This is a genomic window from Enterobacter sp. DC1 (genome assembly GCF_000568075.1).
Taxonomy (GTDB): Bacteria; Pseudomonadota; Gammaproteobacteria; order Enterobacterales; family Enterobacteriaceae; genus Enterobacter; species Enterobacter asburiae.
This window is the reverse complement of sequence record NZ_AZUA01000010.1, coordinates 116,239-140,295: the sequence shown is the minus strand read 5'-3', so window position 1 is coordinate 140,295 and position 24,057 is coordinate 116,239. Positions and strand designations below refer to the sequence as shown.

The following is a 24,057-nucleotide window of genomic DNA, read 5'->3' as shown; positions in this document are numbered from 1 at the left end:
TTTGCCTGGCGGCTTTAGCGCGGTGGTCCCACCTGACCCCATGCCGAACTCAGAAGTGAAACGCCGTAGCGCCGATGGTAGTGTGGGGTCTCCCCATGTGAGAGTAGGGAACTGCCAGGCATCAAATAGAAGAACCCCGTACCGAAAGGTGCGGGGTTTTTTGCTTTTGTCTTTCCCCTTCCTTGAAACTTTCTCACCTTCCACTTGCAGACTCGACATTCATAACGTTTCTGGGTATCGTTAGCTATCTGGATGTCTAAACGTTTATACGTATGCTGTGAGGATATAAAGTTATGCCGATTCGGGTGCAGGACGAGCTACCAGCCGTCAATTTCTTGCGTGAAGAGAACGTCTTCGTGATGACGGCTTCGCGTGCGACAGGTCAGGAAATTCGCCCGCTGAAGGTGCTTATTCTCAATCTGATGCCAAAAAAGATCGAAACAGAAAACCAGTTCCTGCGTCTTCTGTCGAACTCCCCGCTGCAGGTCGATATTCAGCTGCTGCGAATCGATGCCCGTGAGTCACGTAACACGCCTTCTGAGCATCTGAACAACTTCTACTGTAACTTCGATGACATTCAGGGGGAAAACTTCGACGGACTGATCGTGACCGGCGCGCCGCTCGGTCTGGTTGAATTTAACGATGTTGCCTATTGGCCGCAGATCAAACAGGTGCTGGAGTGGGCAAAAGATCACGTCACGTCCACATTGTTTGTCTGTTGGGCGGTACAAGCCGCGCTGAATATTCTTTATGGCATCCCCAAGCAAACCCGCACTGAAAAGCTCTCCGGCGTATACGAACACCATATTCTTCACCCGCATGCGTTGCTGACGCGCGGTTTCGATGACTCCTTCCTGGCCCCGCATTCGCGCTACGCCGATTTCCCGGCCCAGCTGATTCGTGATTACACCGATCTGGAGATCCTGGCCGAAACGGAAGATGGAGATGCTTACCTGTTTGCCAGCAAGGATAAACGCATTGCTTTTGTGACCGGGCATCCTGAGTACGATCCGCATACCCTTGCGTCAGAGTATTTCCGTGATGTCGAAGCGGGTCTTAATCCGGATGTACCGTACAACTATTTCCCGAAAGACGACCCGCAAAACAAACCGAGAGCAACCTGGCGCAGTCACGGAAATTTGCTTTTTACCAACTGGCTCAACTATTACGTCTATCAGATAACGCCATACGATCTGCGTCACATGAATCCGACGCTGGAGTAATCTTCTGCACTAAACGATCCTAAAGCGTTTCAGCTATTCAAATCAGGCACCTTCGGGTGCCTTTTTTATTTCCGAAATATCACTCACCATTCGAACAAACTTTAATCTCAATAAAATCAAGCAATTAATCGCAATTAATAATTAAAATGGAAATTGTTTTTGATTTTAGAAAAAATATAGATAGTCTTAATTCTGCTGAGCGAAAACTACCCAACGATCTTTCGTTCGCATCGGGGGCGTGATTTTGGATCTTTGATGAGGAGCAGAGTAATGACTCAACAGGCAACGACGGTCGATGAACTGGCCTTTACCAAGCCGTACGGCGAGCAAGAACAGCAGGTTTTGACGGCGGAAGCGGTAGAGTTTCTGACTGAACTGGTGACCCGCTTTACGCCGCAGCGTAATAAGCTGCTGGCGGCACGCATTCATCAGCAGCAGGAAATTGACGATGGCAAGTTGCCTGGCTTCATTTCGGAAACCGCTTCCATTCGTCGCGGTGAGTGGAAAATCCGCGGCATCCCTGAAGATTTACAGGATCGACGCGTTGAGATCACCGGTCCGGTAGAGCGCAAAATGGTGATCAACGCCATGAATGCCAACGTTAAAGTCTTTATGGCCGATTTTGAAGACTCACTGGCGCCAGACTGGAACAAAGTTATCGACGGGCAGATCAACCTGCGCGACGCCGTGAACGGCACCATCAGCTTTACCAACGAAGCCGGCAAAATTTATCAGCTCAAACCGAACCCGGCGGTGCTGATCTGTCGCGTACGCGGCCTGCACCTGCCTGAAAAACATGTCACCTGGCGTGGGGAAGCCATTCCGGGCAGCCTGTTTGATTTCGCGCTCTATTTCTTCCACAACTACAAGAACCTGCTGGCAAAAGGCAGCGGCCCTTATTTTTATCTGCCAAAAACGCAGGCCTGGCAGGAAGCGGCCTGGTGGAGCGAGGTCTTCAGCTATGCGGAAGATCGTTTCAACCTGCCGCGCGGTACCATCAAGGCCACGCTGCTGATTGAAACGCTGCCTGCCGTGTTCCAGATGAATGAAATTCTGCACGCCCTGCGCGACCACATTGTCGGCCTGAACTGCGGACGCTGGGACTATATTTTCAGCTACATCAAAACCCTGAAAAACTATCCCGATCGCGTGCTGCCGGATCGCCAGGTCGTGACCATGGATAAACCGTTCCTGAGCGCCTACTCGCGTCTGCTGATCAAAACCTGCCACAAGCGCGGCGCCTTTGCGATGGGCGGCATGGCGGCATTTATCCCGAGCAAAGACGCAGAGCGCAACAATCAGGTGCTCAACAAGGTGAAAGCCGATAAAGAGCTTGAAGCCCGTAACGGTCACGACGGCACGTGGATTGCCCATCCAGGCCTGGCCGATACGGCGATGGAGGTCTTCAACCGCGTACTCGGCGACAACAAAAACCAGCTGTTTGTCACGCGCGAAGACGATGCCCCAACGGCTGAAGAACAGCTGCTGGCACCGTGCGCGGGCGAGCGTACGGAAGAGGGCATGCGTGCCAATATCCGCGTCGCGGTCCAGTACATCGAAGCGTGGATCTCCGGCAACGGCTGCGTACCTATCTACGGCCTGATGGAAGATGCCGCAACGGCGGAGATCTCACGTACCTCCATCTGGCAGTGGATCCACCATCAAAAAACGCTCAGCAACGGCAAGCCGGTGACCAAATCTCTGTTCCGCCAGATGCTGGCCGAAGAGATGCGGGTGATCCAGGACGAGCTGGGCGAACACCGCTTCAGCAGCGGACGTTTTGACGACGCTGCGCGCCTGATGGAGCAAATCACCACATCAGATGACTTAATCGACTTCCTGACCCTGCCGGGCTACCGCTTCCTGGCGTAACTCACCACATAACAATATGGAGCATCTGCACATGAAAACCCGTACCCAACAAATCGAAGAGTTGAAGAAAGAGTGGACACAGCCTCGCTGGGAAGGCATCCGCCGTCCTTACAGCGCGGAGGAAGTGGTGAAATTACGCGGCTCGGTCAATCCGGAATGCACGCTGGCACAGAACGGTGCGGCGAAAATGTGGAAGCTGCTGCACGGTGGCTCTAAAAAAGGCTATATCAACAGCCTCGGCGCGCTGACCGGCGGTCAGGCGCTGCAGCAGGCGAAGGCCGGTATTGAGGCGATTTACCTCTCCGGCTGGCAGGTCGCGGCGGATGCCAACCTGGCATCCAGCATGTACCCGGATCAGTCGCTCTATCCGGCTAACTCCGTGCCGTCGGTGGTGGATCGGATCAACAACACCTTCCGCCGTGCGGATCAGATCCAGTGGGCCGCCGGAATCGAACCTGGCGATCCGCGCTTTACTGACTACTTCCTGCCGATCGTCGCGGATGCGGAAGCAGGCTTCGGCGGCGTGCTAAACGCCTTCGAGCTGATGAAATCGATGATTGAGGCCGGTGCAGCGGCCGTTCACTTCGAAGACCAGCTGGCGTCAGTGAAGAAATGCGGACACATGGGCGGTAAAGTGCTCGTTCCGACTCAGGAAGCGATTCAGAAGCTGGTTGCCGCGCGTCTGGCTGCTGACGTGCTCGGCGTGCCGACGCTGGTCATTGCCCGTACCGATGCGGACGCGGCAGACCTGATCACCTCTGACTGTGACCCGTACGACAGCGAGTTCATCACCGGCGAGCGTACCAGCGAAGGCTTCTACCGCACCCATGCCGGCATTGAACAGGCGATCAGCCGCGGCCTGGCGTACGCGCCTTACGCGGACCTGGTCTGGTGTGAAACCTCCACGCCGGATCTGGCGCTGGCAAAACGCTTTGCCGACGCCATTCACGCGAAATACCCGGGCAAGCTGCTGGCTTACAACTGCTCGCCGTCCTTCAACTGGCAGAAAAAGCTGGATGACAAAACCATCGCCAGCTTCCAGCAGCAGCTGTCCGACATGGGCTACAAATACCAGTTCATTACCCTGGCAGGCATCCACAGCATGTGGTTCAACATGTTCGACCTGGCCCACGCCTACGCGCAGGGCGAGGGCATGAAGCACTACGTTGAGAAGGTGCAGCAGCCGGAGTTTGCCGCGGGCAAAGACGGCTACACCTTCGTGTCTCACCAGCAGGAGGTGGGAACCGGCTACTTTGATAATGTGACCACGATTATTCAGGGCGGCACCTCCTCCGTCACCGCCTTAACGGGTTCAACGGAAGAAGCACAGTTCTAATCTTTTCCCCCTCTCCCCTCTGGGGAGGGGGTTGGGTAAGGGGAATATATGTCGCGTGGCCTGGAATTGCTGATTGCCCAAACTATTTTGCAGGGCTTCGATGCCCAGTATGGTCGTTTTCTTGAAGTGACATCCGGCGCGCAGCAGCGCTTTGAACATGCAGACTGGCATGCGGTTCAGCAGGCCATGAAGCAGCGTATCCATCTCTACGATCACCACGTGGGTCTGGTGGTGGAGCAGCTGCGTTGTATTACCGACGGTAAAAGCCCGGACGCGGAATTTTTACTGCGCGTGAAAGAGCATTACACCCATTTGTTACCCGACTACCCGCGCTTCGAGATTGCGGAGAGCTTTTTCAACTCCGTCTATTGCCGGTTATTTGACCACCGCTCATTATCTCCTGAGCGGTTATTTATCTTCAGTTCCCAGCCCGAGCGACGCTTTCGCACCATTCCACGTCCGCTGGCGAAAGATTTCTTTCCCGATCGCGGATGGGAAAAGCTCCTGCACCGCGTGCTAACGGATTTACCGCTGCGCCTGCCCTGGGAGAATAAAACCCGTGATATCGGCTATATTCACACCCATCTCAACGAAACCTTCGGCGCGGAGGTGCTCAGCCACAGCCATTTGCAGGTTGCCAACGAGCTTTTCTACCGCAATAAAGCCGCCTGGCTGGTGGGCAAACTGGTTACGCCAACCGCCATTGTGCCGTTTCTGCTGCCCATTCACCGCACCGACGACGGGGAACTGTTTGTCGATACCTGCCTGACCACCAGCGCCGAGGCCAGCATCGTGTTTGGCTTCGCCCGCTCCTATTTCATGGTGTACGCCCCGCTGCCTGCCGCGCTGGTGGAGTGGCTACGCGAGATCCTGCCGGGCAAAACCACCGCCGAGCTGTATATGGCCATTGGCTGCCAGAAGCACGCCAAAACGGAAAGCTACCGGGAGTATCTGCGCTATGTCACCACGGCCGATGAGCAGTTTATCGAAGCGCCAGGCATTCGCGGTATGGTGATGCTGGTCTTTACGCTGCCGGGTTTCGACCGGGTCTTTAAGGTGATTAAAGACAGGTTTGCGCCGCAGAAAGAGATGACCGCCGCGCACGTTCGCGCCTGCTATCAGCTGGTCAAAGAGCACGATCGCGTCGGGCGCATGGCGGATACCCAGGAATTCGAAAACTTTGTGCTGGATAAACAGCAGATCGACCCGGCGCTCATGGCGCTGTTAATGCAGGAAGCGCCCGCAAAAATCACCGATCTGGGCGATAAAATCGTGATTAGCCATCTCTATATTGAGCGCCGCATGGTACCGCTGAATATCTGGCTTGAGCAGTCCGAAGGTCAGGCGCTGCGTGATGCCATTGAAGAGTACGGGAACGCGATTCGCCAGCTTGCCGCCGCCAATATTTTCCCGGGCGACATGCTGTTTAAGAACTTCGGCGTCACCCGTCACGGGCGGGTAGTGTTCTACGATTACGACGAAATTTGCTACATGACCGAAGTGAACTTCCGCGATATCCCACAGCCCCGCTACCCGGAAGATGAGCTCTCCGGTGAGCCGTGGTACAGCGTCTCGCCGGGCGATGTGTTTCCGGAGGAGTTTCGCCACTGGCTGTGCGCCGACCCGCGCATCGGGCCGCTATTCGAAGAAATGCATGAGGATCTGTTCCGCGCCAGCTACTGGCGCGGACTGCAAACGCGGATCAAAAATGGGCACGTCGAAGATGTGTACGCCTACCGTCGCAAGCAGCGGTTTTGCATTAGGTTTGCACCCTCACTTGCAGGATGAGGACATCATGTTTGCACCCTCACTTGCAGGATGAGGACAGTTTTCTCCCTCTCCCTGTGGGAGAGGGCCGGGGTGAGGGCATCAGGCCGCAGTGCAACCCCATCGCCCGGTGGCGCTGCGCTTACCGGGCCTACGGTCCGAATGTTCGCCGGAACCCAGCTTAACGAATCCCACCGTACGCCAGCGTCACCTCTTTCGCCGCCTTAATCACCAGCGCACCCAGTTCGGTCACGCGGTCATCTGTCATGCGCGAAATCGGCCCTGAGATCGAGATAGCCGCAAACGGCTCGCGGTGCTCGTCAAAAATACAGGCCGCGAGGCAGCGCAGGCCCAGGGCATGTTCTTCATCATCAAACGAATAGCCGCGCTTGCGGGTCAGGGCCAGATCTTCTTTCAGATGCACGGGCGACACCAGCGTGGCGTGGGTATAGGCGTGCAGCCCTTTACGGTGCAGCAGTCCCGTCACCTGCTCCTCGCTCAGCTGCGAGAGAAACGCTTTCCCCGCCCCGGACGCGTGCATCGGCAGCTTGCCGCCAATCGGTGCGGACATGCGCATCAGCTGCGTGCACTGCACCTGGTCGATGATAATCGCCTGGTGGTCGCTCTGGTCCAGCACCGCCAGGTTTACGGTCTCGCCGGACTCCTCCATCAGCTTGCGCAGAATCGGGTGCACAATCGCCAGCAGGTTGCGGCTCTGCAGGAAGCTACTGCCGACGATAAACGCGTGCGCGCCCACCGCCCAATGCCCCAGCTCGCCGACCTGGCGGACAAAGCCCAGCTGCTGCATGGTGGTCAGCAGGCGGTGCGTCGTGGAGTTCGGCAGGCCAGCTTGCTGGGCCAGCTCCGTCAGGGCCACGCTGCCGTGCGACTCGGCTATCCACTCCAGCAGCTTCAAACCGCGCGTGAGCGATTGAACCTGTCCGCCCTGTTGTGCGGCGGTGGTGGCAGCAGGCTTTCTGCCGCGTTTGGCGGGAACGGTCGCGACCATGACGATCTCCTTTTTCTGTATCGTGGAAATCATTTTCGTTTTATTTGGTGAATTTGCAACCGTTATCCTGACTGATCGGAGGAGTGATGGTGAACATGTCTCATGTTACCGCTGTGCGACTTTTCCACCCTGCGAGATTGTGCCAGTATGGAACGCAGCCTTTTGGCCTTGTTGAGCGTCGTCGGGAGCAAGTGTGAGCAGCAAAGTAGAGCAACTGCGTGCGCAGTTAAATGAACGAATTCTGGTGCTGGACGGCGGCATGGGCACCATGATCCAGGGGTATCGTCTGAGTGAAGACGATTTCCGCGGCGAACGCTTTGCCGACTGGCCCTGCGACCTGAAAGGGAACAACGACCTGCTGGTGCTCAGCAAGCCGTCCGTTATTAAGGATATCCACAACGCCTACTTCGAAGCGGGTGCGGATATCGTTGAAACCAACACCTTCAACTCGACAACCATCGCCATGGCGGATTACCAGATGGAATCCCTGTCGGCGGAAATCAACCTGGAAGCCGCGAAGCTGGCGCGCGCCTGCGCCGACGAGTGGACGGCCCGCACGCCGGACAAGCCGCGCTACGTTGCCGGGGTGCTTGGCCCGACGAACCGCACCGCGTCGATTTCACCGGACGTCAACGACCCGGCGTTTCGTAATATCACCTTCGATCAGCTGGTTGCGGCCTACCGTGAATCGACCAAAGCGCTGGTGGAAGGCGGTTCCGATCTGATCCTGATAGAAACCGTATTCGACACCCTTAACGCCAAAGCCGCGATTTACGCGGTGAAAGAGGAGTTTGAGGCGCTGGGCGTTGACCTGCCGATCATGATTTCCGGCACCATCACCGATGCCTCAGGCCGTACCCTGTCCGGCCAGACAACCGAAGCGTTTTATAACTCCTTGCGCCACGCCGAAGCGCTCTCCTTTGGCCTGAACTGCGCGCTGGGGCCGGATGAACTGCGCCAGTACGTACAGGAGCTTTCCCGAATCGCGGAATGCTACGTCACCGCCCACCCGAACGCCGGTCTGCCGAACGCGTTCGGTGAATACGATCTTGATGCCGACACCATGGCGGCGCAAATCCGCGAGTGGGCCGAGTCTGGCTTCCTGAACATCGTCGGCGGCTGCTGCGGCACCACGCCGGAGCACATCGCGGCCATGAGCAACGCCGTGGCCGGGCTGCCGCCGCGCAAGCTGCCCGAGCTTCCGGTTGCCTGTCGTCTGTCCGGCCTGGAGCCGTTGACCATCGGCGACGACAGCCTGTTTGTGAACGTGGGTGAGCGTACTAACGTCACCGGTTCCGCAAAGTTCAAGCGCCTGATTAAAGAAGAGAAGTACAGCGAAGCGCTGGACGTTGCCCGTCAGCAGGTGGAAAGCGGCGCGCAGATTATTGATATCAACATGGACGAGGGGATGCTCGACGCCGAAGCGGCGATGGTGCGTTTCCTCAACCTGATTGCCGGTGAGCCGGACATTGCCCGCGTGCCGATCATGATTGACTCCTCCAAGTGGGAGGTCATCGAAAAAGGGCTGAAGTGCATCCAGGGTAAAGGCATCGTCAACTCTATTTCGATGAAAGAAGGCGTTGATATCTTTATCCACCACGCGAAGATGGTCCGCCGCTACGGTGCCGCCGTGGTGGTGATGGCCTTCGACGAAGTGGGCCAGGCCGATACCCGCGAGCGCAAAATCGAGATTTGCCGCCGCGCGTACAAGATTTTGACCGAAGAGGTGGGCTTCCCGCCGGAAGACATCATCTTCGATCCGAACATTTTCGCCGTCGCGACCGGTATTGAAGAGCACAACAACTATGCCCAGGACTTTATCGGCGCATGTGAAGACATCAAGCGCGAGCTGCCGCATGCGCTGATCTCCGGCGGCGTATCGAACGTGTCGTTCTCGTTCCGCGGCAACGACCCGGTGCGCGAAGCAATCCACGCCGTGTTCCTCTACTACGCCATCCGCAACGGCATGGACATGGGGATCGTTAACGCCGGCCAGCTGGCGATTTACGACGACCTTCCTGCCGAGCTGCGCGACGCCGTCGAGGACGTGATCCTTAACCGCCGCGACGACGCTACCGAGCGCATGCTGGACCTGGCGGAGAAATACCGGGGCAGCAAATCGGATGAGGCGGCAAACGTTCAGCAGGCCGAGTGGCGTTCCTGGGACGTGAAAAAGCGTCTGGAATACTCGCTGGTCAAAGGCATCACCGAATTTATCGAGCTCGATACCGAAGAGGCGCGCCAGCAGGCAGCCCGCCCGATTGAGGTGATCGAAGGCCCGCTGATGGACGGCATGAACGTGGTCGGCGATCTGTTCGGTGAGGGCAAAATGTTCCTGCCGCAGGTGGTGAAATCCGCCCGCGTGATGAAGCAGGCGGTGGCCTATCTGGAGCCCTACATCGAAGCCAGCAAAGAGAAAGGTTCCAGCAACGGCAAGATGGTTATCGCCACCGTGAAGGGCGACGTGCACGACATCGGCAAGAATATCGTCGGCGTAGTGCTGCAGTGTAATAACTACGAGATTATCGACCTCGGCGTGATGGTCCCGGCGGACAAAATCCTCAAGACCGCGCGCGAAGTGAACGCCGACCTGATTGGCCTCTCCGGCCTGATTACGCCGTCGCTCGACGAAATGGTCAACGTGGCAAAAGAGATGGAGCGACAGGGCTTCACCATTCCGTTATTGATTGGCGGGGCGACCACCTCGAAAGCGCACACGGCGGTGAAAATCGAGCAGAACTACAGCGGCCCGACGGTCTACGTGCAGAACGCCTCGCGCACCGTGGGCGTGGTCTCCGCGCTGCTCTCCGACACCCAGCGCGACGATTTTGTGGCGCGCACCCGCAAAGAGTACGAAACCGTTCGCATCCAGCACGGCCGTAAGAAGCCGCGCACCCCGCCTGTTTCGCTTCAGGCGGCACGCGACAACGATCTGGCCTTCGACTGGTCCAGCTACACGCCGCCGGTGGCACACCGTCTGGGCGTGCAGGACGTGACGGCCAGCATCGAGACCCTGCGCAACTACATCGACTGGACGCCGTTCTTTATGACCTGGTCGCTGGCGGGCAAATATCCGCGCATCCTGGAAGATGAGGTGGTCGGCGAGGAGGCGAAGCGCCTGTTTAAAGATGCCAACGACATGCTCGACACGCTGAGCGCAGAGAAAACCCTCAACCCGCGCGGCGTGGTGGGCCTGTTCCCGGCGAACCGCGTGGGTGATGACATCGAAATCTACCGCGATGAAACCCGCACCCACGTGCTGGCGGTCAGCCGCCATCTGCGCCAGCAAACGGAGAAAGTGGGCTTTGCCAACTACTGCCTGGCCGATTTCGTCGCGCCGAAGCTGAGTGGTAAAGCCGACTATATCGGCGCCTTTGCGGTAACCGGCGGTCTCGAAGAAGACGCGCTGGCGGACGCGTTCGAAGCGCAGCACGATGATTACAATAAAATCATGGTGAAAGCGATTGCCGACCGTCTGGCGGAAGCCTTCGCCGAGTACCTGCACGAGCGCGTGCGTAAGGTGCACTGGGGCTACGCGGCGAATGAAAACCTCAGCAACGAGGAGCTGATCCGCGAAAACTACCAGGGGATTCGCCCGGCGCCGGGCTATCCAGCCTGTCCGGAGCACACCGAAAAAGGCACCATCTGGAAGCTGCTGGATGTGGAAGCCCATACCGGCATGAAGCTCACCGAGTCGTTCGCCATGTGGCCAGGCGCGTCAGTTTCCGGCTGGTACTTCAGCCATCCGGACAGCAAGTACTTTGCCGTGGCGCAGCTGCAGCGGGATCAGATTGAAGATTACGCCCTGCGCAAAGGGATGAGCGTGTCTGAAGTGGAGCGCTGGCTGGCGCCAAATCTCGGCTACGACGCCGACTAAAATCACTTTTCCTTACAACAAACAGGGCGCTCACTGGGCGCCCTGTCTCTTTCTTACGTTTAAACCCTTATACTGGAAGAAGGTTCTTATCTTTTGCCCGGTGGCGATGCGCTTACCGGACCTGCGCGTAGGTCGGATAAGGCGTAGCCGCCATCCGGCAAGACAATGCGCAACAAACCTCAGGAAAACACATAACGATAAGGAGGAAAAACTTCCGTGCTGACGTTGTTACACCTGCTCTCTGCAGTCGCACTGCTCGTATGGGGCACCCATATCGTCCGTACCGGCGTGATGCGCGTATTTGGCGCGCGCTTACGTACCGTTCTCAGCAGCAGCGTTGAGAAGAAGCCGCTCGCCTTCTGCGCGGGCATTGGCGTAACGGCACTGGTTCAGAGCAGTAACGCCACGACCCTGCTTGTCACCTCCTTTGTGGCGCAGGATCTGGTGGCGCTGGCCCCGGCGCTGGTGATTGTGCTGGGTGCGGATGTAGGTACTGCGCTAATGGCGCGTATCCTGACCTTCGATCTCTCCTGGCTGTCGCCGCTGCTGATTTTTATCGGCGTCATCTTCTTCCTCGGCCGCAAGCAGACGCGCGCCGGGCAGCTCGGGCGCGTAGGGATTGGCCTGGGGCTGATCCTGCTGGCGCTGGAGCTGATCGTGCAGGCGGTCACGCCTATCACCGAGGCCAACGGCGTTCAGGTCATCTTCGCCTCCCTGACAGGGGACATCATGCTGGATGCTCTGATTGGCGCGGTGTTTGCCATCGTCAGCTACTCCAGCCTGGCGGCGGTTCTTCTGACGGCGACCTTAACCGCCACAGGGGCGATCTCCTTCCCGGTGGCGCTGTGTCTGGTGATCGGGGCCAACCTCGGCTCCGGCCTGCTGGCGATGCTCAATAACAGCGCGGCCAACGCCGCCGCCCGCCGCGTGGCCCTCGGCAGCCTGCTGTTTAAGCTGGTGGGCAGCCTGATTATTCTTCCGTTCGTTCACCCGCTGGCGAACCTGATGGACAACCTACCGCTGCCGAAGGCGGAGCTGGTGATCTACTTCCACGTCTTCTACAATCTGGTGCGCTGCCTGGCGATGGTGCCGTTCGCTGCGCCGATGGCCCGCTTCTGCGAACGCCTCATTCAGGACGAACCGGAGCTGGATGCGCGCCTGAAGCCGAAGCACCTGGATACCTCCGCGCTGGATACCCCAGCGCTGGCGCTGGCGAATGCCGCGCGCGAGACGCTGCGCATGGGCGACGCGATGGAAACCATGCTCGAAGGCCTGCAAAAGGTGATGCACGGCGAGCCGCGTGAAGAGAAAGAACTGCGCAGACTGGCGGACGATATCAACGTGCTCTATACCGCCATCAAGCTTTACCTGGCGCGTATGCCCCAGGACGAGCTGGCGGAAGAGGAGTCCCGCCGCTGGGCGGAAATCATCGAGATGTCGCTCAACCTTGAGCAGGCCTCGGATATCGTGGAGCGTATGGGCAGCGAGATCGCCGACAAATCCCTTGCCGCGCGTCGTGCATTTTCAGGTGAAGGCCTGAAGGAGCTGGAAGCGCTGCACGAACAGCTGGTCAGCAACCTCAAGCTGGCGATGCTGGTCTTCTTCTCCAGCGACGTGCCGAGCGCGCGCCGCCTGCGTCGCAACAAGCATCGTTTCCGTATTCTGAACCGCCGCTACTCGCATGCCCACGTTGAGCGTCTGCACCAGCAGAACGTGCAGAGCATCGAGACCAGCTCCCTGCATCTGGGGCTGCTGGGGGATATGAAGCGTCTCAACTCGTTGTTCTGCGCGGTGGCGTACAGCGTGATGGAACAGCCGGATGAAGATGACGAGCGGGATGAGTATTAATCTCTGAAAGCGCCTCGCAAAACCGTTTTGCGGGGCGTGACACCTTATAAAGCGCCATTTACTCTTCAGACCTTACATTTTGAAGGGAATAGAAAATGCTCGTTTATTACGCTACACTTCGCCAATTCATGCGCATTCCGATGGGGGTTCTCATGCGCGCTACTCATGGCATCAAAAAATCAGTCAATGTGTCGTTAGCACCAGAAATCCTTGAAGAGGCGCGTCGGCTTAAACTTAATCTCTCTGCTGTACTCACGGCAGCGCTGCAGGAGCAGTTTCGAGCGCATCAGCGCGCAGAGTGGTTAGCAGAAAATAAAGCTTCTATCGAGGCCATTAACCAGTGGGTTGATGAAAACGGCTCCTTTAGTGATTCTCAGAGATCGTTCTGATGGAGCAATATTTTGCTTATGAGAATGAGGGTAAGGGGAAAACTGCCTATCCCTGGCTAATCAATATGCAGCATCCCGTGGCCAATGTGATGAAGCATGTCCTGGTCGCACCCGCAGTTGAGCTTAGCAACCTGGGAGGCATTCAGCCGCCTGCGAAAGTGTGCCCTGTTGTTGAGATAGCGGGTAAGCCCTGCGTGGTCATGATGCACATGATGGCTGGCATATCGCCAAAAGAGTTAGGCGAGCGTGTTGCCGATCTTACGCAAAACCGGGCTTCATTGCGGGATGCACTCGATTTTTTGATCAACGGCTACTAACACTTTTTTGTCAGCCGCAAGGTAAGGTATATTTCGCCCTTCACAGGAGAAACTATGCTGCCAACTCAATCAACCCGATTAAACAAATACATTAGCGAGAGCGGGATCTGCTCACGTCGCGAGGCTGACCGTTACATTGAACAGGGTAACGTGTTTCTTAACGGCAAACGCGCCACCATCGGAGACCAGGTGGTCCCTGGCGATGTGGTTAAAGTGAATGGTCAGGTCATCGAACCGCGTGATGCTGAAGACCTGGTGTTTATCGCGTTGAACAAACCGGTTGGGATTGTCAGCACCACGGAAGACGGTGAGCGGGACAACATCGTTGATTTCGTGAACCACAGCAGCCGTATCTTCCCGATTGGCCGTCTGGATAAAGACTCTCAGGGGCTGATTTTCCTCACCAACCACGGCGATCTGGTCAACAAAATTCTGCGTGCCGGTAATGACCACGAGAAAGAGTATGTCGTTACGGTGAACAAGCCGGTCACGGACGAATTTATTCGCGGCATGGGTGCCGGTGTGCCGATCCTCGGTACCGTCACGAAAAAGTGTAAGGTGAAGAAAGAAGCGCCGTTCGCGTTCCGTATTACGCTGGTGCAGGGCCTGAACCGCCAGATCCGCCGTATGTGCGAGCACTTCGGTTATGAAGTGACGAAGCTGGAACGCACGCGCATCATGAACGTCAGCCTGTCCGGTATCCCGCTGGGCGAGTGGCGCGACTTAACGGATGACGAGCTGATTGAGCTGTTCAAGCTTATCGAGAACTCCTCGTCCGAAGCGAAGCCGAAGGCCAAAGCAAAACCGAAAACCCAGGCGATTAAGCGCCCGGTGGTGAAGGCGCCGCAGGCGGAAGAGAAAGGGCGAGGCAAGCCGGGCAACGGAAAGCGCTTTACCCAGCCGGGGCGTAAAAAGAAAGGGCGCTGATTAGCGCCTTCCACGGGTTGATGTGGTGGCGGACCAGGAGAAGGTCGCCTCTGCATCCGGTTTATAAGCCTGCTCTTTTTTCAGCTTGCGGGCTTTTTTCGCCGCAGCCTCACGCTGCGCCATCAGCTTATCGATGTACTCTTTTTTCACCTGATTGGTTTCGGCGTTCGTCAGCGTGCGGCCATGTGCGATACGGGCGCGGTCGAGAAGCGTTTTCAATTCGCGCTGCTCGGCTTCCGTCATGTCTTTCTGGGTCAAACGTGGTGTAGCCATTGCTGAAGCCTCCTGATAGAGAGGCTTCAGTGTAAAGCAAGCCGCGTAAATTAACCCTGCTTCACCGCATCTTTTTTCGTTTGTTCATCAATCGGTTTGCCGGACCAGTAGCCCGCCAGAAGCGAGCCGGAGAGGTTATGCCAGACAGAGAACAGTGCGCCAGGCAGGGCCGCCAGCGGGGAGAAGTAAATTTTACCGAGCGCCGCCGCCAGGCCGGAGTTCTGCATGCCTACCTCGATTGCCAGCGTGCGGCAGGTAGATTCGTCAAAACCGAACAGCTTCCCGCCCCAGTAGCCGCCCAGCAGGCCAATCGTGTTATGCAGCACCACCGCGATGATGACCACAAAGCCCACGGAGGCGATGTGCGATGCTGAGCCTGCCACCACGGCGCTGATGATCGCCAGAATGCAGACCATCGAAAACGCAGGCAGGTACGGCTCAACGGCCTTCACCACGCGCGGGAAAAGATGGTGAATGACCAGCCCCAGCGCAATCGGGATCACCACAATCTGCAGAATGCTGAGCAGCATGCCCGTCACGTCCACCTGAATATGCGCGTCCACGTACAGGCGGGTTAACAGCGGCGTGGCAACGACGCCCACCAGCGTAGAAACGGAGGAGATGGTGACGGAGAGCGCCACGTCGCCTTTCGCCAGGTAGATCATGACGTTGGACGCCGTGCCGCTGGCCACGCTGCCCACCAGCACCATCCCGGCGGAGAGATCGGGCGGCATCTTAAAGGCCATCGCCAGCAGCCACGCCGCAAGCGGCATCACCAGGTAGTGCAGGAAGATCCCTGCTGCGACGGGCGCAGGGCGAGACAGCACACGTTTGAAGTCGTCGATTTTCAGATGCACGCCCATACCGAACATGATCAGCATCAGCAGCGTGGCGACCCACGGACCAATGCCCGTGAACGTGGCGGGGGTGTAATACGCGAGTACGGAGAGCAGCAGCGCCCATAACGGGAACAGCCGTGTGATGGCGGTTAACATAGTGAATTCCTTGCAGTATTGTCGTGTTGTTTAGTTATGAAAAAGCCGGGTCTGTGCCCGGCTTATAGGTATTGTTTATCGAGCTAACGAATTTTATTCAAACAAATTCTGATGAAGTTTCTGCACCACCTGCTCGGCCTGATCGGCAGGCACCAGGAAGCAGAGGTTGTAGCTGGATGCGCCGTAGCAGATCATGCGGATGCTGAACGGGTCGAGTACGCCGAACACTTCTTTACCCACGCCGCAGGCGCGCGACAGCTTGTTACCAATGATGGCAACCAGCGCCAGATCTTCTTCCACTTCCACGCGGCACAGCTCAGACAGCTCAATCAGCAGCGACTGCGTCAGCAGCGTGTCGCCGGTGGAGGTCGAGCCGGTGGTGTCCAGCGTCAGCGCAATGCTCACTTCAGAGGTGGTGATCAGATCCACCGAGATATTGTGGCGCGCCAGAATGCCAAACACTTCCGCCAGGAATCCGCGGGAATGCAGCATATTGTGGCTGTGGAGCGTCACCAGCGTCTGGCGACGACGCAGGGCCAGGGCGCGGAACAGCGGTGGGTTTTCCGTTTTCTTGCAAACCAGCGTCCCACCCGCTTTCGGATCTTTACTGGAGCCGACGAAGACGGGAATATCGCTACGTACGGCCGGCAGCAGCGTTGCCGGGTGCAGCACTTTCGCGCCGAAGGTGGCCATTTCCGCCGCTTCTTCAAAGGCGATCACATCAATACGTTTAGCCGCAGAAACGACGCGCGGGTCGGTAGTGTAAATGCCTGGAACGTCAGTCCAGATATCCACGCGCGTTGCATGCAGGGCTTCGCCAAGCAGCGCGGCGGTGTAATCGCTGCCGCCGCGGCCAAGCGTGGTGGTGCGGCCTTTCGCTTCACTGCCGATAAATCCCTGGGTGATCACGATACCGTCTGCCAGGCGTGGTGCCAGCTGCTGATTGGTCAGCTCCGCCAGCGCCTCAACGTCCGGCTCGGCGCGGCCAAAGCGATCGCTGGTACGCATCACTTTACGCACGTCAAACCACTGCGCCTGAACGTTACGCTCGCGCATGATTTCAACAAACAGCAGGGTGGACATCAGCTCGCCGTGGCTGACCAGCTCGTCGGTCAGGGCGGTGGAGGTGGCCAGAGAGGCCGCTTCTGCCAGGGTGGTGATATTTTCCAGCAGACGTTCCACTTCCTCGCGGATGACGTTCGGGTTCTGCAGACGCTCAAGAATGTCGAACTGAATTTTGCGCAGTGCATCCAGCTTCACGAAACGTTCTGTCGCTTCCAGTCCTTCAGACAGAGAAACCAGCAGGTTCGTCACGCCGGCGGATGCTGAGAGCACCACCAGGCGGGTATTCGGATCGGCCAGCACCACATCGGCGCTGCGGTTCATGGCATCGTAATCGGCCACACTGGTGCCGCCAAATTTGGCGACCACAAAACTCGTCATAACAACCTCGTGTCAGGGAATGAATAAGCGACCTTGGCACAAGAGTGAAACGAAAACAGGTGCAGGCGCAAAATACGGCCCTATAAATAAAATGCGGGGGAGGTCCTGTCAATGCTGGGATTATGCGGATTTTTTATGGGGGGGTACCCCTGAGAAACAGGACTTATAACAGGGCCATATTTTATGCTCCATTTTAGCCTGTTTTGGGCGACATTTCGCCGCCCCGGGAGGGCACTTCAGCAGCTATACTTTTCGGGTCTTTTCACCTGTGTTTGATGCAGGCCAGGGCAATGGCATAAAAACCATCACAATTTTTATTTGCAGGCGCTACAATCGACCGCAGTCACAATTCTCAAATCAGAAGAGTATTGCTAATGAAAAACATCAACCCAACGCAGACCGCTGCCTGGCAGGCACTCCAGAAACATTTTGATGAAATGAAAGACGTCACCATCGCGGATCTGTTCGCGAAAGATGCCGATCGTTTCTCTAAATTCTCCGCGACCTTCGACGACCTGATGCTGGTGGATTTCTCCAAAAACCGCATTACCGAAGAGACGCTGGCAAAACTGCAGGATCTGGCGAAAGAGACTGAGCTGGCCGACGCCATTAAATCCATGTTCTCCGGTGAGAAAATTAACCGCACCGAAGACCGTGCCGTGCTTCACGTGGCCCTGCGTAACCGTAGCAATACGCCAATCATCGTTGACGGCAAAGACGTCATGCCGGAAGTGAACGCGGTGCTGGAAAAGATGAAAGCCTTCTCCGAAGCGATCATCTCCGGTAGCTGGAAAGGCTACACCGGCAAAGCGATCACCGACGTGGTGAACATCGGTATCGGCGGTTCTGACCTCGGTCCGTTCATGGTGACCGAAGCGCTGCGCCCGTATAAAAACCACCTCAATATGCACTTTGTGTCTAACGTCGATGGTACCCACATCGCCGAAGTGCTGAAGAACGTGAACCCGGAAACCACCCTGTTCCTGGTTGCGTCCAAAACCTTCACCACTCAGGAAACCATGACCAACGCCCACAGCGCGCGCGACTGGTTCCTGAAAACCGCAGGCGACAACAAGCACGTGGCGAAACACTTCGCGGCGCTGTCTACCAACGGTAAAGCGGTCAGCGAGTTCGGCATTGATACCGCGAACATGTTCGAGTTCTGGGACTGGGTCGGCGGCCGCTACTCCCTGTGGTCCGCGATCGGTCTGTCCATCATCCTGTCCGTGGGCTTCGACAACTTCGTTGAGCTGCTCTCCGGCGCGCACGCGATGGATAAACACTTCTCCACGACCGCACCAGAGAAAAACCTGCCGGTGCTGCTGGCGCTGATCGGTATCTGGTACAACAACTTCTTCGGCGCTGAAACCGAAGCGATCCTGCCGTACGACCAGTATATGCACCGCTTTGCGGCCTACTTCCAGCAGGGCAACATGGAATCCAACGGTAAATACGTTGACCGTAACGGCAACGCGGTGGATTACCAGACTGGCCCAATCATCTGGGGCGAGCCGGGCACCAACGGTCAGCATGCCTTCTACCAGTTGATCCACCAGGGCACCAAAATGGTACCGTGCGATTTCATCGCCCCGGCTATCACCCATAACCCGCTGTCCGACCACCATCCGAAGCTGCTGTCGAACTTCTTTGCGCAGACCGAAGCGCTGGCGTTCGGTAAATCTCGCGAAGTGGTTGAACAAGAATACCGTGACCAGGGTAAAGATCCGGCAACCCTGGACCACGTTGTGCCGTTCAAAGTGTTCGAAGGCAACCGCCCAACCAACTCCATCCTGCTGCGCGAAATCACGCCGTTCAGCCTGGGCGCGCTGATTGCCCTGTACGAGCACAAGATCTTCACGCAGGGCGCCATCCTGAACATCTTCACCTTTGACCAGTGGGGCGTTGAGCTGGGCAAACAGCTGGCAAACCGTATTCTGCCAGAGCTGGGTGACGATAAAGCCATCGACAGCCACGACAGCTCGACAAACGGTTTGATCAACCGTTATAAAGCGTGGCGCGCGTAATTAAAACGTCATGAAAATGTGCCGGCTTAATGCCGGCATTTTTTTATCGGATAATTCCTGATGTCTGTTAGTTAACTCAAATTCTGGATCTGAGTTTAATCCGAAAAAGGCGCTTAACCCGTTAATTGCTGCGGTTAATTTTAAGAAAATACGCAGTAGTTCATTAATGTGTCTATATTATAACTTATTGATTTTTATCTATTATATATTTCTGCTATTTGTCTTTCATTTCCATTTTAACCATTAGTCCGAAAACTCCATCCCTATTTCCCCTTACGGCAAACCCACGGCACTAGTTGTGTATACTCGATTCCGCCTGAAATTCTTTTCGGGCAAATCTCCATTCATTCATTGAAGGGAAATTGTTATGAAGAAAGTACTGTATGGCATTTTTGCCATATCTGCGCTTGCGGCGACATCTGTCTATGCAGCTCCGGTTCAGGTCGGGGAAGCGGCAGGTTCGGCTGCGACGTCTGCGTCTGCGGGAAGTTCTACCGCAGCCAGCGCCAGCACCGTAAGTTCAGCCGTGGGTGTCGCGCTGGCGGCAACCGGTGGCGGTGATGGCTCCAATACCGGAACCACGACCACCACGACAACCAGCACCCAGTAATAGCGGGTGTTTTAATCATAACCACACTTCGGTGTGGTTATTTCGCCCCTTCGGAGAAGAGTCGTGAAGCGACCTGCAATCATTCTGATTTGCCTGCTGCTGCAGGCGTGCTCGGCCACCACTAAAGGGCTGGGAAACTCACTGTGGGAAAGCATGTTCGGTACACCGGGCGTGCATCTGACCGATGACGAACTTCAAAACATGCCCTATGCCAGTCAGTACATGCAGCTTAACGATGGCCCGCAGCTGTTTGTGGTGCTCGCTTTCGATGAAAACGGGCAGCAGAAATGGGTGACGCAGGATCAGGCCACCATCGTCACGCAGCATGGCCGTATCGTGAAAACCCTGTTGGGCGGCGACAACCTGCTGGAAGTGAATAACATCGCTGCCGATCCGCTGATCGAGCCGAACCAGATCGCCGACGGCGCAAGCTGGACGCGCACGATGGGCTGGACCGAACATAAGCAGGTGCGTTACGCCACGGCACGCTCTACCTTCCGCTGGGACGGCACGGACAGCGTGAAAGTCGGCAGCGACGAAACCCGTGTCCGCGTGCTGGATGAAGAAGTCACTACCGACCAGGCCACCTGGCACAACCGCTTCTGGATCGACGAGGAAGGGCAGATCCGCCAGTCCCTGCAGTATCTCGGTGCCGGATTCTTCCCGGTGAAAACCACCCTGATCAAGGCGGCGAAATCATGAAAACGCTCATCCACGTTGCGCTTCTCGCCAGTTTTGCCGCGCCGCTGGCATGGTCCGCAGGGACGGTAAATGTCTACACGCCGGACAGTGAAAAACCCAAAACCTTAACCCACGCTGAGCGTCTGCTCGATCTCGTCGGACAGCCAAGGCTCGCCAACAGCTGGTGGCCGGGGGCAGTGATCGCTGAACGGCAGAAGACCGCTGAAGCGGAACAACAGCACAAGGCGCTCCTTGCCAGGCTGACGGGGTTAGCGGAGCAGGAGGATGGCGACGACGCGGCGGCGATTAACAGCGTTCGCCAGCAGCTGCAGGCGCTGAAGGTGGCGGGCCGTCAGAACGTGAACCTTGATCCCGACGAAGTGCGCGTCACGGAAAAGGGCAACCCCACGCTTGAAGGGGAGTATACGCTCTGGCTGCCGGAGAAGCCGACGACGGTGACCGTAATGGGGCTTATCAGCAGCCCGGGTAAAAAACCCTTTACGCCCGGTCGTGACGTGGCGAGCTACCTCGACGAGCAGAGCCTGCTGAGCGGTGCCGATAACAGCTACGCCTGGGTGGTTTACCCTGACGGGCACACGCAGAAAGCCCCCGTCGCTTACTGGAATAAACGGCATATCGAACCTATGCCGGGCAGCATCATTTTTGTCGGTTTTGCCGACCATTTCTGGACGAAGGCATATGACGGGCTTAATGCCGATATCCTTCACTCCCTGATTCAGCGGATACCGGAATAATGAAAAAAACCTATCTCTACAGCATGCTGGCGCTCTGCGTGAGTGCGGCCTGCCATGCAGAAACGTATCCGGCACCCATTGGCCCGTCTCAGTCAGACTTCGGCGGCGTCGGTTTACTGCAAACGCCCACCGCGCGTATGGCGCGCGAAGGGGAAATTAGCCTTAACTACCGTGATAACGACCAGTATCGCTACTACTCGGCGTCGGTGCAGCTTTTCCCGTGGCTTGAAACCACGCTGCGCTATACCGACGTGCGTACGAAACAATACAGCAGCGTTGAGGCGTTCTCCGGCGATCAGACCTACAAAGATAAAGCCTTCGACGTCAAGCTGCGCCTTTGGGAAGAGAGTTACTGGATGCCGCAGGTGTCCGTGGGTGCCAAAGATATCGGTGGTACCGGTCTGTTTGATGCGGAATACATCGTGGCCAGCAAAGCCTGGGGTCCGTTCGACTTCTCGCTCGGCCTGGGATGGGGATATCTGGGCACCAGCGGTAACGTGAAAAACCCGTTCTGTTCCTACAGCGATAAATACTGCTACCGCGATAACAGCTACAAAAAAGCCGGTTCCATCAACGGTGACCAGATGTTCCACGGCCCGGCATCGCTGTTTGGCGGCGTAGAGTATCAAACGCCCTGGCAGCCATTACGCCTGAAGCTGGAGTATGAAGGGAATGACTACTCGCACGACTTCGCCGGGAAGATTGAGCAGAAGAGCAAGTTTAACGTCGGCGCCATTTATCGCGTCACCGACTGGGCCGACGTTAACCTCAGCTACGAGCGCGGCAATACGGTGATGTTTGGCTTCACGCTGCGCACCAACTTTAACGACATGCGGCCGCACTACAATGATAACGCGCGCCCTGCATACCAGCCGGAGCCGCAGGATGCGATTCTGCAGCACTCCGTGGTGGCAAACCAGCTGACGCTGCTGAAATACAATGCCGGTCTGGCGGATCCGAAGATTCAGACCAAGGGCGATACGCTTTACGTCACCGGCGAGCAGGTGAAATACCGCGACTCACGGGAAGGGATCGAACGCGCCAACCGGATCGTTATGAACGATCTGCCGGAGGGGATCCGCACGATCCGCGTGACGGAGAACCGTCTCAACCTGCCGCAGGTCACAACCGAAACGGACGTTGCCAGCCTCAAGCGCCATCTGGAAGGCGAGCCGCTCGGGCATGAAACCGAGCTGGTGCAAAAACGCATTGAGCCCGTGGTGCCAGACACCACCGAGCAGGGCTGGTATATCGATAAATCGCGCTTCGATTTCCATATCGATCCGGTGCTGAACCAGTCCGTCGGCGGGCCTGAAAACTTCTACATGTATCAGCTGGGCGTGATGGCGACAGCGGATCTGTGGGTCACCGACCACCTGCTGACCACCGGCAGCCTGTTCGGCAACATCGCCAACAACTACGACAAGTTCAACTACACCAACCCGCCAAAAGACTCGACGCTGCCGCGCGTGCGTACCCGCGTGCGTGAGTACGTGCAGAACGATGCCTACGTGAATAACCTGCAGGCCAACTACTTCCAGTACTTCGGCAACGGCTTCTATGGCCAGGTGTACGGCGGGTATCTGGAAACCATGTACGGCGGTGCGGGGGCGGAAGTGCTTTATCGTCCTGTCGACAGCAACTGGGCGTTCGGGGTGGATGCCAACTACGTCAAGCAACGTGACTGGCGCAGCGCGCAGGACATGATGAAGTTCACCGACTACAGCGTCAAAACGGGTCATCTGACCGCCTACTGGACGCCGTCGTTCGCGCCTGACGTGCTGGTGAAAGCCAGCGTCGGCCAGTACCTGGCGGGCGATAAGGGCGGCACGCTCGATATCTCTAAACACTTCGACAGCGGCGTCGTGGTCGGCGGCTACGCCACCATTACCAACGTTTCGCCGGACGAGTACGGGGAAGGGGACTTCACCAAAGGGGTCTACGTGTCGATTCCGCTGGATCTGTTCTCGTCAGGCCCAACCCGCAGCCGTGCGGCAGTGGGCTGGACGCCGCTGACGCGTGACGGGGGTCAGCAGCTTGGACGTAAGTTCCAGCTGTATGATATGACGAGCGATAAGAATATTAACTTCCGCTGATGCTTCACGCCGGGCGGCACCGCATTTGCCCGGCCTGCTATTTTGTAGGCCCGGTAAGCGCAGCGCCACCGGGCGAATCACAAGCGGCGCAGTAGTCTCGCCGGGTTCCCGGCATAGACACCTTTCTCGACGATCGATTTTGTTACCACGCTCCCTGCACCAATCACCGCACCGTCGCAGATGGATACCGCCAGAATGGTCGCTCCACTGCCTATCGAAACATCATTCCCCACGGTAATATGGCCCCAGCTATCTCGGTCGGCGTTCGGTTTCCCCTCCCGAAACATATCGTTGGCAAACATCACGCCATGGCCAACAAAGCAACGCTTGCCAATAGTGACATACTCGCAGATGAAGGTGTGCGACTGGATTTTGCAGTCGTCACCGATGCGCGTATTGCCCTGGATTTCAACAAACGGGCCGACGAATACGCCGTTGCCCAGCACACAGTCGTAAAGGTTAGCAGGCTCATATACGATCACATTGTCGCCACAGGTCACGTTGCGAACCCCGGTTTGTTTACGCTCCATCGGTTTTCTTCCTACATAAAACATAATTAAAAAATATAGATCCCCGTCACATTTTTGCGTTATACAGGAACCTCGCCCTGGAGAA

General features: G+C 57.0%; 19 protein-coding genes and 1 rRNA gene. 15 read left to right on the top strand and 5 right to left on the bottom strand.

Annotated elements, in window-relative coordinates; translation table 11 throughout:
- Positions 1-4: 4 nt before the first annotated feature.
- The 5 genes from rrf (at position 5) to aceK (ending at position 6,219) form a co-directional block, all read left to right on the top strand.
- Positions 5-120, top strand: a 5S ribosomal RNA gene (gene rrf / locus P346_RS01315).
- A 173-nt stretch (positions 121-293) separates the two neighbouring features.
- The gene (metA, locus tag P346_RS01320; protein ID WP_024906663.1) at positions 294-1,223 is read left to right on the top strand and encodes a homoserine O-acetyltransferase MetA; all 930 of its coding nucleotides are present in this window, start codon (positions 294-296) and stop codon (positions 1,221-1,223) included.
- Between the two features lie 270 nt (positions 1,224-1,493).
- Positions 1,494-3,095: a malate synthase A gene (aceB, locus tag P346_RS01325; protein ID WP_032662663.1), complete on the top strand. Its 1,602-nt coding sequence runs from the start codon at positions 1,494-1,496 to the stop codon at positions 3,093-3,095.
- 31 nt (positions 3,096-3,126) lie between these two features.
- A complete protein-coding gene (gene aceA, locus P346_RS01330; protein WP_029742132.1) occupies positions 3,127-4,431 on the top strand; it encodes an isocitrate lyase in 1,305 nt (434 codons plus the stop codon).
- Between the two features lie 48 nt (positions 4,432-4,479).
- On the top strand, positions 4,480-6,219 hold the full coding sequence (gene aceK / locus P346_RS01335; protein WP_032662661.1) for a bifunctional isocitrate dehydrogenase kinase/phosphatase: 1,740 nt from the start codon (positions 4,480-4,482) through the stop codon (positions 6,217-6,219).
- Positions 6,220-6,379: 160 nt separating this feature from the next.
- On the opposite strand, the gene iclR is transcribed toward aceK, so the two are convergent.
- Positions 6,380-7,207: a glyoxylate bypass operon transcriptional repressor IclR gene (iclR, locus tag P346_RS01340; RefSeq protein ID WP_131701698.1), complete on the bottom strand. Its 828-nt coding sequence runs from the start codon at positions 7,205-7,207 to the stop codon at positions 6,380-6,382.
- 193 nt (positions 7,208-7,400) lie between these two features.
- Between iclR and metH the strand changes: the two genes are divergently transcribed.
- The 5 genes from metH (at position 7,401) to rluF (ending at position 14,565) form a co-directional block, all read left to right on the top strand.
- Positions 7,401-11,084: a methionine synthase gene (gene metH / locus P346_RS01345; RefSeq protein WP_032662658.1), complete on the top strand. Its 3,684-nt coding sequence runs from the start codon at positions 7,401-7,403 to the stop codon at positions 11,082-11,084.
- A 216-nt stretch (positions 11,085-11,300) separates the two neighbouring features.
- Positions 11,301-12,932 carry a Na/Pi cotransporter family protein gene (locus tag P346_RS01350; RefSeq protein WP_023309990.1) on the top strand — a complete coding sequence of 544 codons (1,632 nt, stop codon included), beginning with the start codon at positions 11,301-11,303 and terminating at the stop codon, positions 12,930-12,932.
- Between the two features lie 95 nt (positions 12,933-13,027).
- Positions 13,028-13,321 carry a type II toxin-antitoxin system CcdA family antitoxin gene (locus P346_RS01355; RefSeq protein ID WP_032662656.1) on the top strand — a complete coding sequence of 98 codons (294 nt, stop codon included), beginning with the start codon at positions 13,028-13,030 and terminating at the stop codon, positions 13,319-13,321.
- Entirely contained in the window at positions 13,321-13,638 is a 318-nt protein-coding gene (locus P346_RS01360; RefSeq protein ID WP_023309992.1) for a CcdB family protein, read from the top strand. The genes P346_RS01355 and P346_RS01360 overlap by 1 nt, the downstream gene beginning before the upstream one ends.
- A 54-nt stretch (positions 13,639-13,692) precedes the next feature.
- Entirely contained in the window at positions 13,693-14,565 is an 873-nt protein-coding gene (rluF, locus tag P346_RS01365; RefSeq protein WP_023334124.1) for a 23S rRNA pseudouridine(2604) synthase RluF, read from the top strand.
- Here rluF and P346_RS01370 read toward each other — a convergent pair whose 3' ends face one another.
- The 3 genes from P346_RS01370 to lysC all read right to left on the bottom strand — a co-directional run bounded on the left by P346_RS01370 (position 14,566) and on the right by lysC (position 17,276).
- A complete protein-coding gene (locus P346_RS01370) occupies positions 14,566-14,838 on the bottom strand; it encodes a DUF3811 domain-containing protein (protein ID WP_032662654.1) in 273 nt (90 codons plus the stop codon).
- A gap of 50 nt (positions 14,839-14,888) precedes the next feature.
- The gene (gene panS / locus P346_RS01375) at positions 14,889-15,833 is read right to left on the bottom strand and encodes a ketopantoate/pantoate/pantothenate transporter PanS (protein ID WP_032662652.1); all 945 of its coding nucleotides are present in this window, start codon (positions 15,831-15,833) and stop codon (positions 14,889-14,891) included.
- Between the two features lie 93 nt (positions 15,834-15,926).
- Complete coding sequence (lysC, locus tag P346_RS01380; RefSeq protein ID WP_023309996.1) at positions 15,927-17,276, bottom strand: lysine-sensitive aspartokinase 3; 1,350 nt, start codon at positions 17,274-17,276, stop codon at positions 15,927-15,929.
- A 374-nt stretch (positions 17,277-17,650) separates the two neighbouring features.
- Between lysC and pgi the strand changes: the two genes are divergently transcribed.
- The 5 genes from pgi to P346_RS01405 all read left to right on the top strand — a co-directional run bounded on the left by pgi (position 17,651) and on the right by P346_RS01405 (position 23,442).
- Positions 17,651-19,300 carry a glucose-6-phosphate isomerase gene (pgi, locus tag P346_RS01385; protein WP_032662650.1) on the top strand — a complete coding sequence of 550 codons (1,650 nt, stop codon included), beginning with the start codon at positions 17,651-17,653 and terminating at the stop codon, positions 19,298-19,300.
- A 367-nt stretch (positions 19,301-19,667) separates the two neighbouring features.
- A complete protein-coding gene (gene yjbE, locus P346_RS01390) occupies positions 19,668-19,910 on the top strand; it encodes an exopolysaccharide production protein YjbE (protein ID WP_008503423.1) in 243 nt (80 codons plus the stop codon).
- Between the two features lie 63 nt (positions 19,911-19,973).
- Entirely contained in the window at positions 19,974-20,612 is a 639-nt protein-coding gene (locus tag P346_RS01395) for a YjbF family lipoprotein (RefSeq protein ID WP_032662649.1), read from the top strand.
- Positions 20,609-21,346 carry a capsule biosynthesis GfcC family protein gene (locus P346_RS01400; RefSeq protein WP_084492175.1) on the top strand — a complete coding sequence of 246 codons (738 nt, stop codon included), beginning with the start codon at positions 20,609-20,611 and terminating at the stop codon, positions 21,344-21,346. Before P346_RS01395 ends, P346_RS01400 begins: the two co-directional genes overlap by 4 nt.
- Positions 21,346-23,442 (top strand): YjbH domain-containing protein, encoded by a 2,097-nt coding sequence (locus P346_RS01405; RefSeq protein WP_032662645.1) that lies wholly within the window; start codon positions 21,346-21,348, stop codon positions 23,440-23,442. Before P346_RS01400 ends, P346_RS01405 begins: the two co-directional genes overlap by 1 nt.
- Positions 23,443-23,519: 77 nt before the next feature.
- Here P346_RS01405 and P346_RS01410 read toward each other — a convergent pair whose 3' ends face one another.
- Positions 23,520-23,972, bottom strand: a complete 453-nt coding sequence (locus P346_RS01410) for an acyltransferase (RefSeq protein WP_032662644.1) — start codon at positions 23,970-23,972, stop codon at positions 23,520-23,522.
- Between the last annotated feature and the right edge of the window lie 85 nt (positions 23,973-24,057).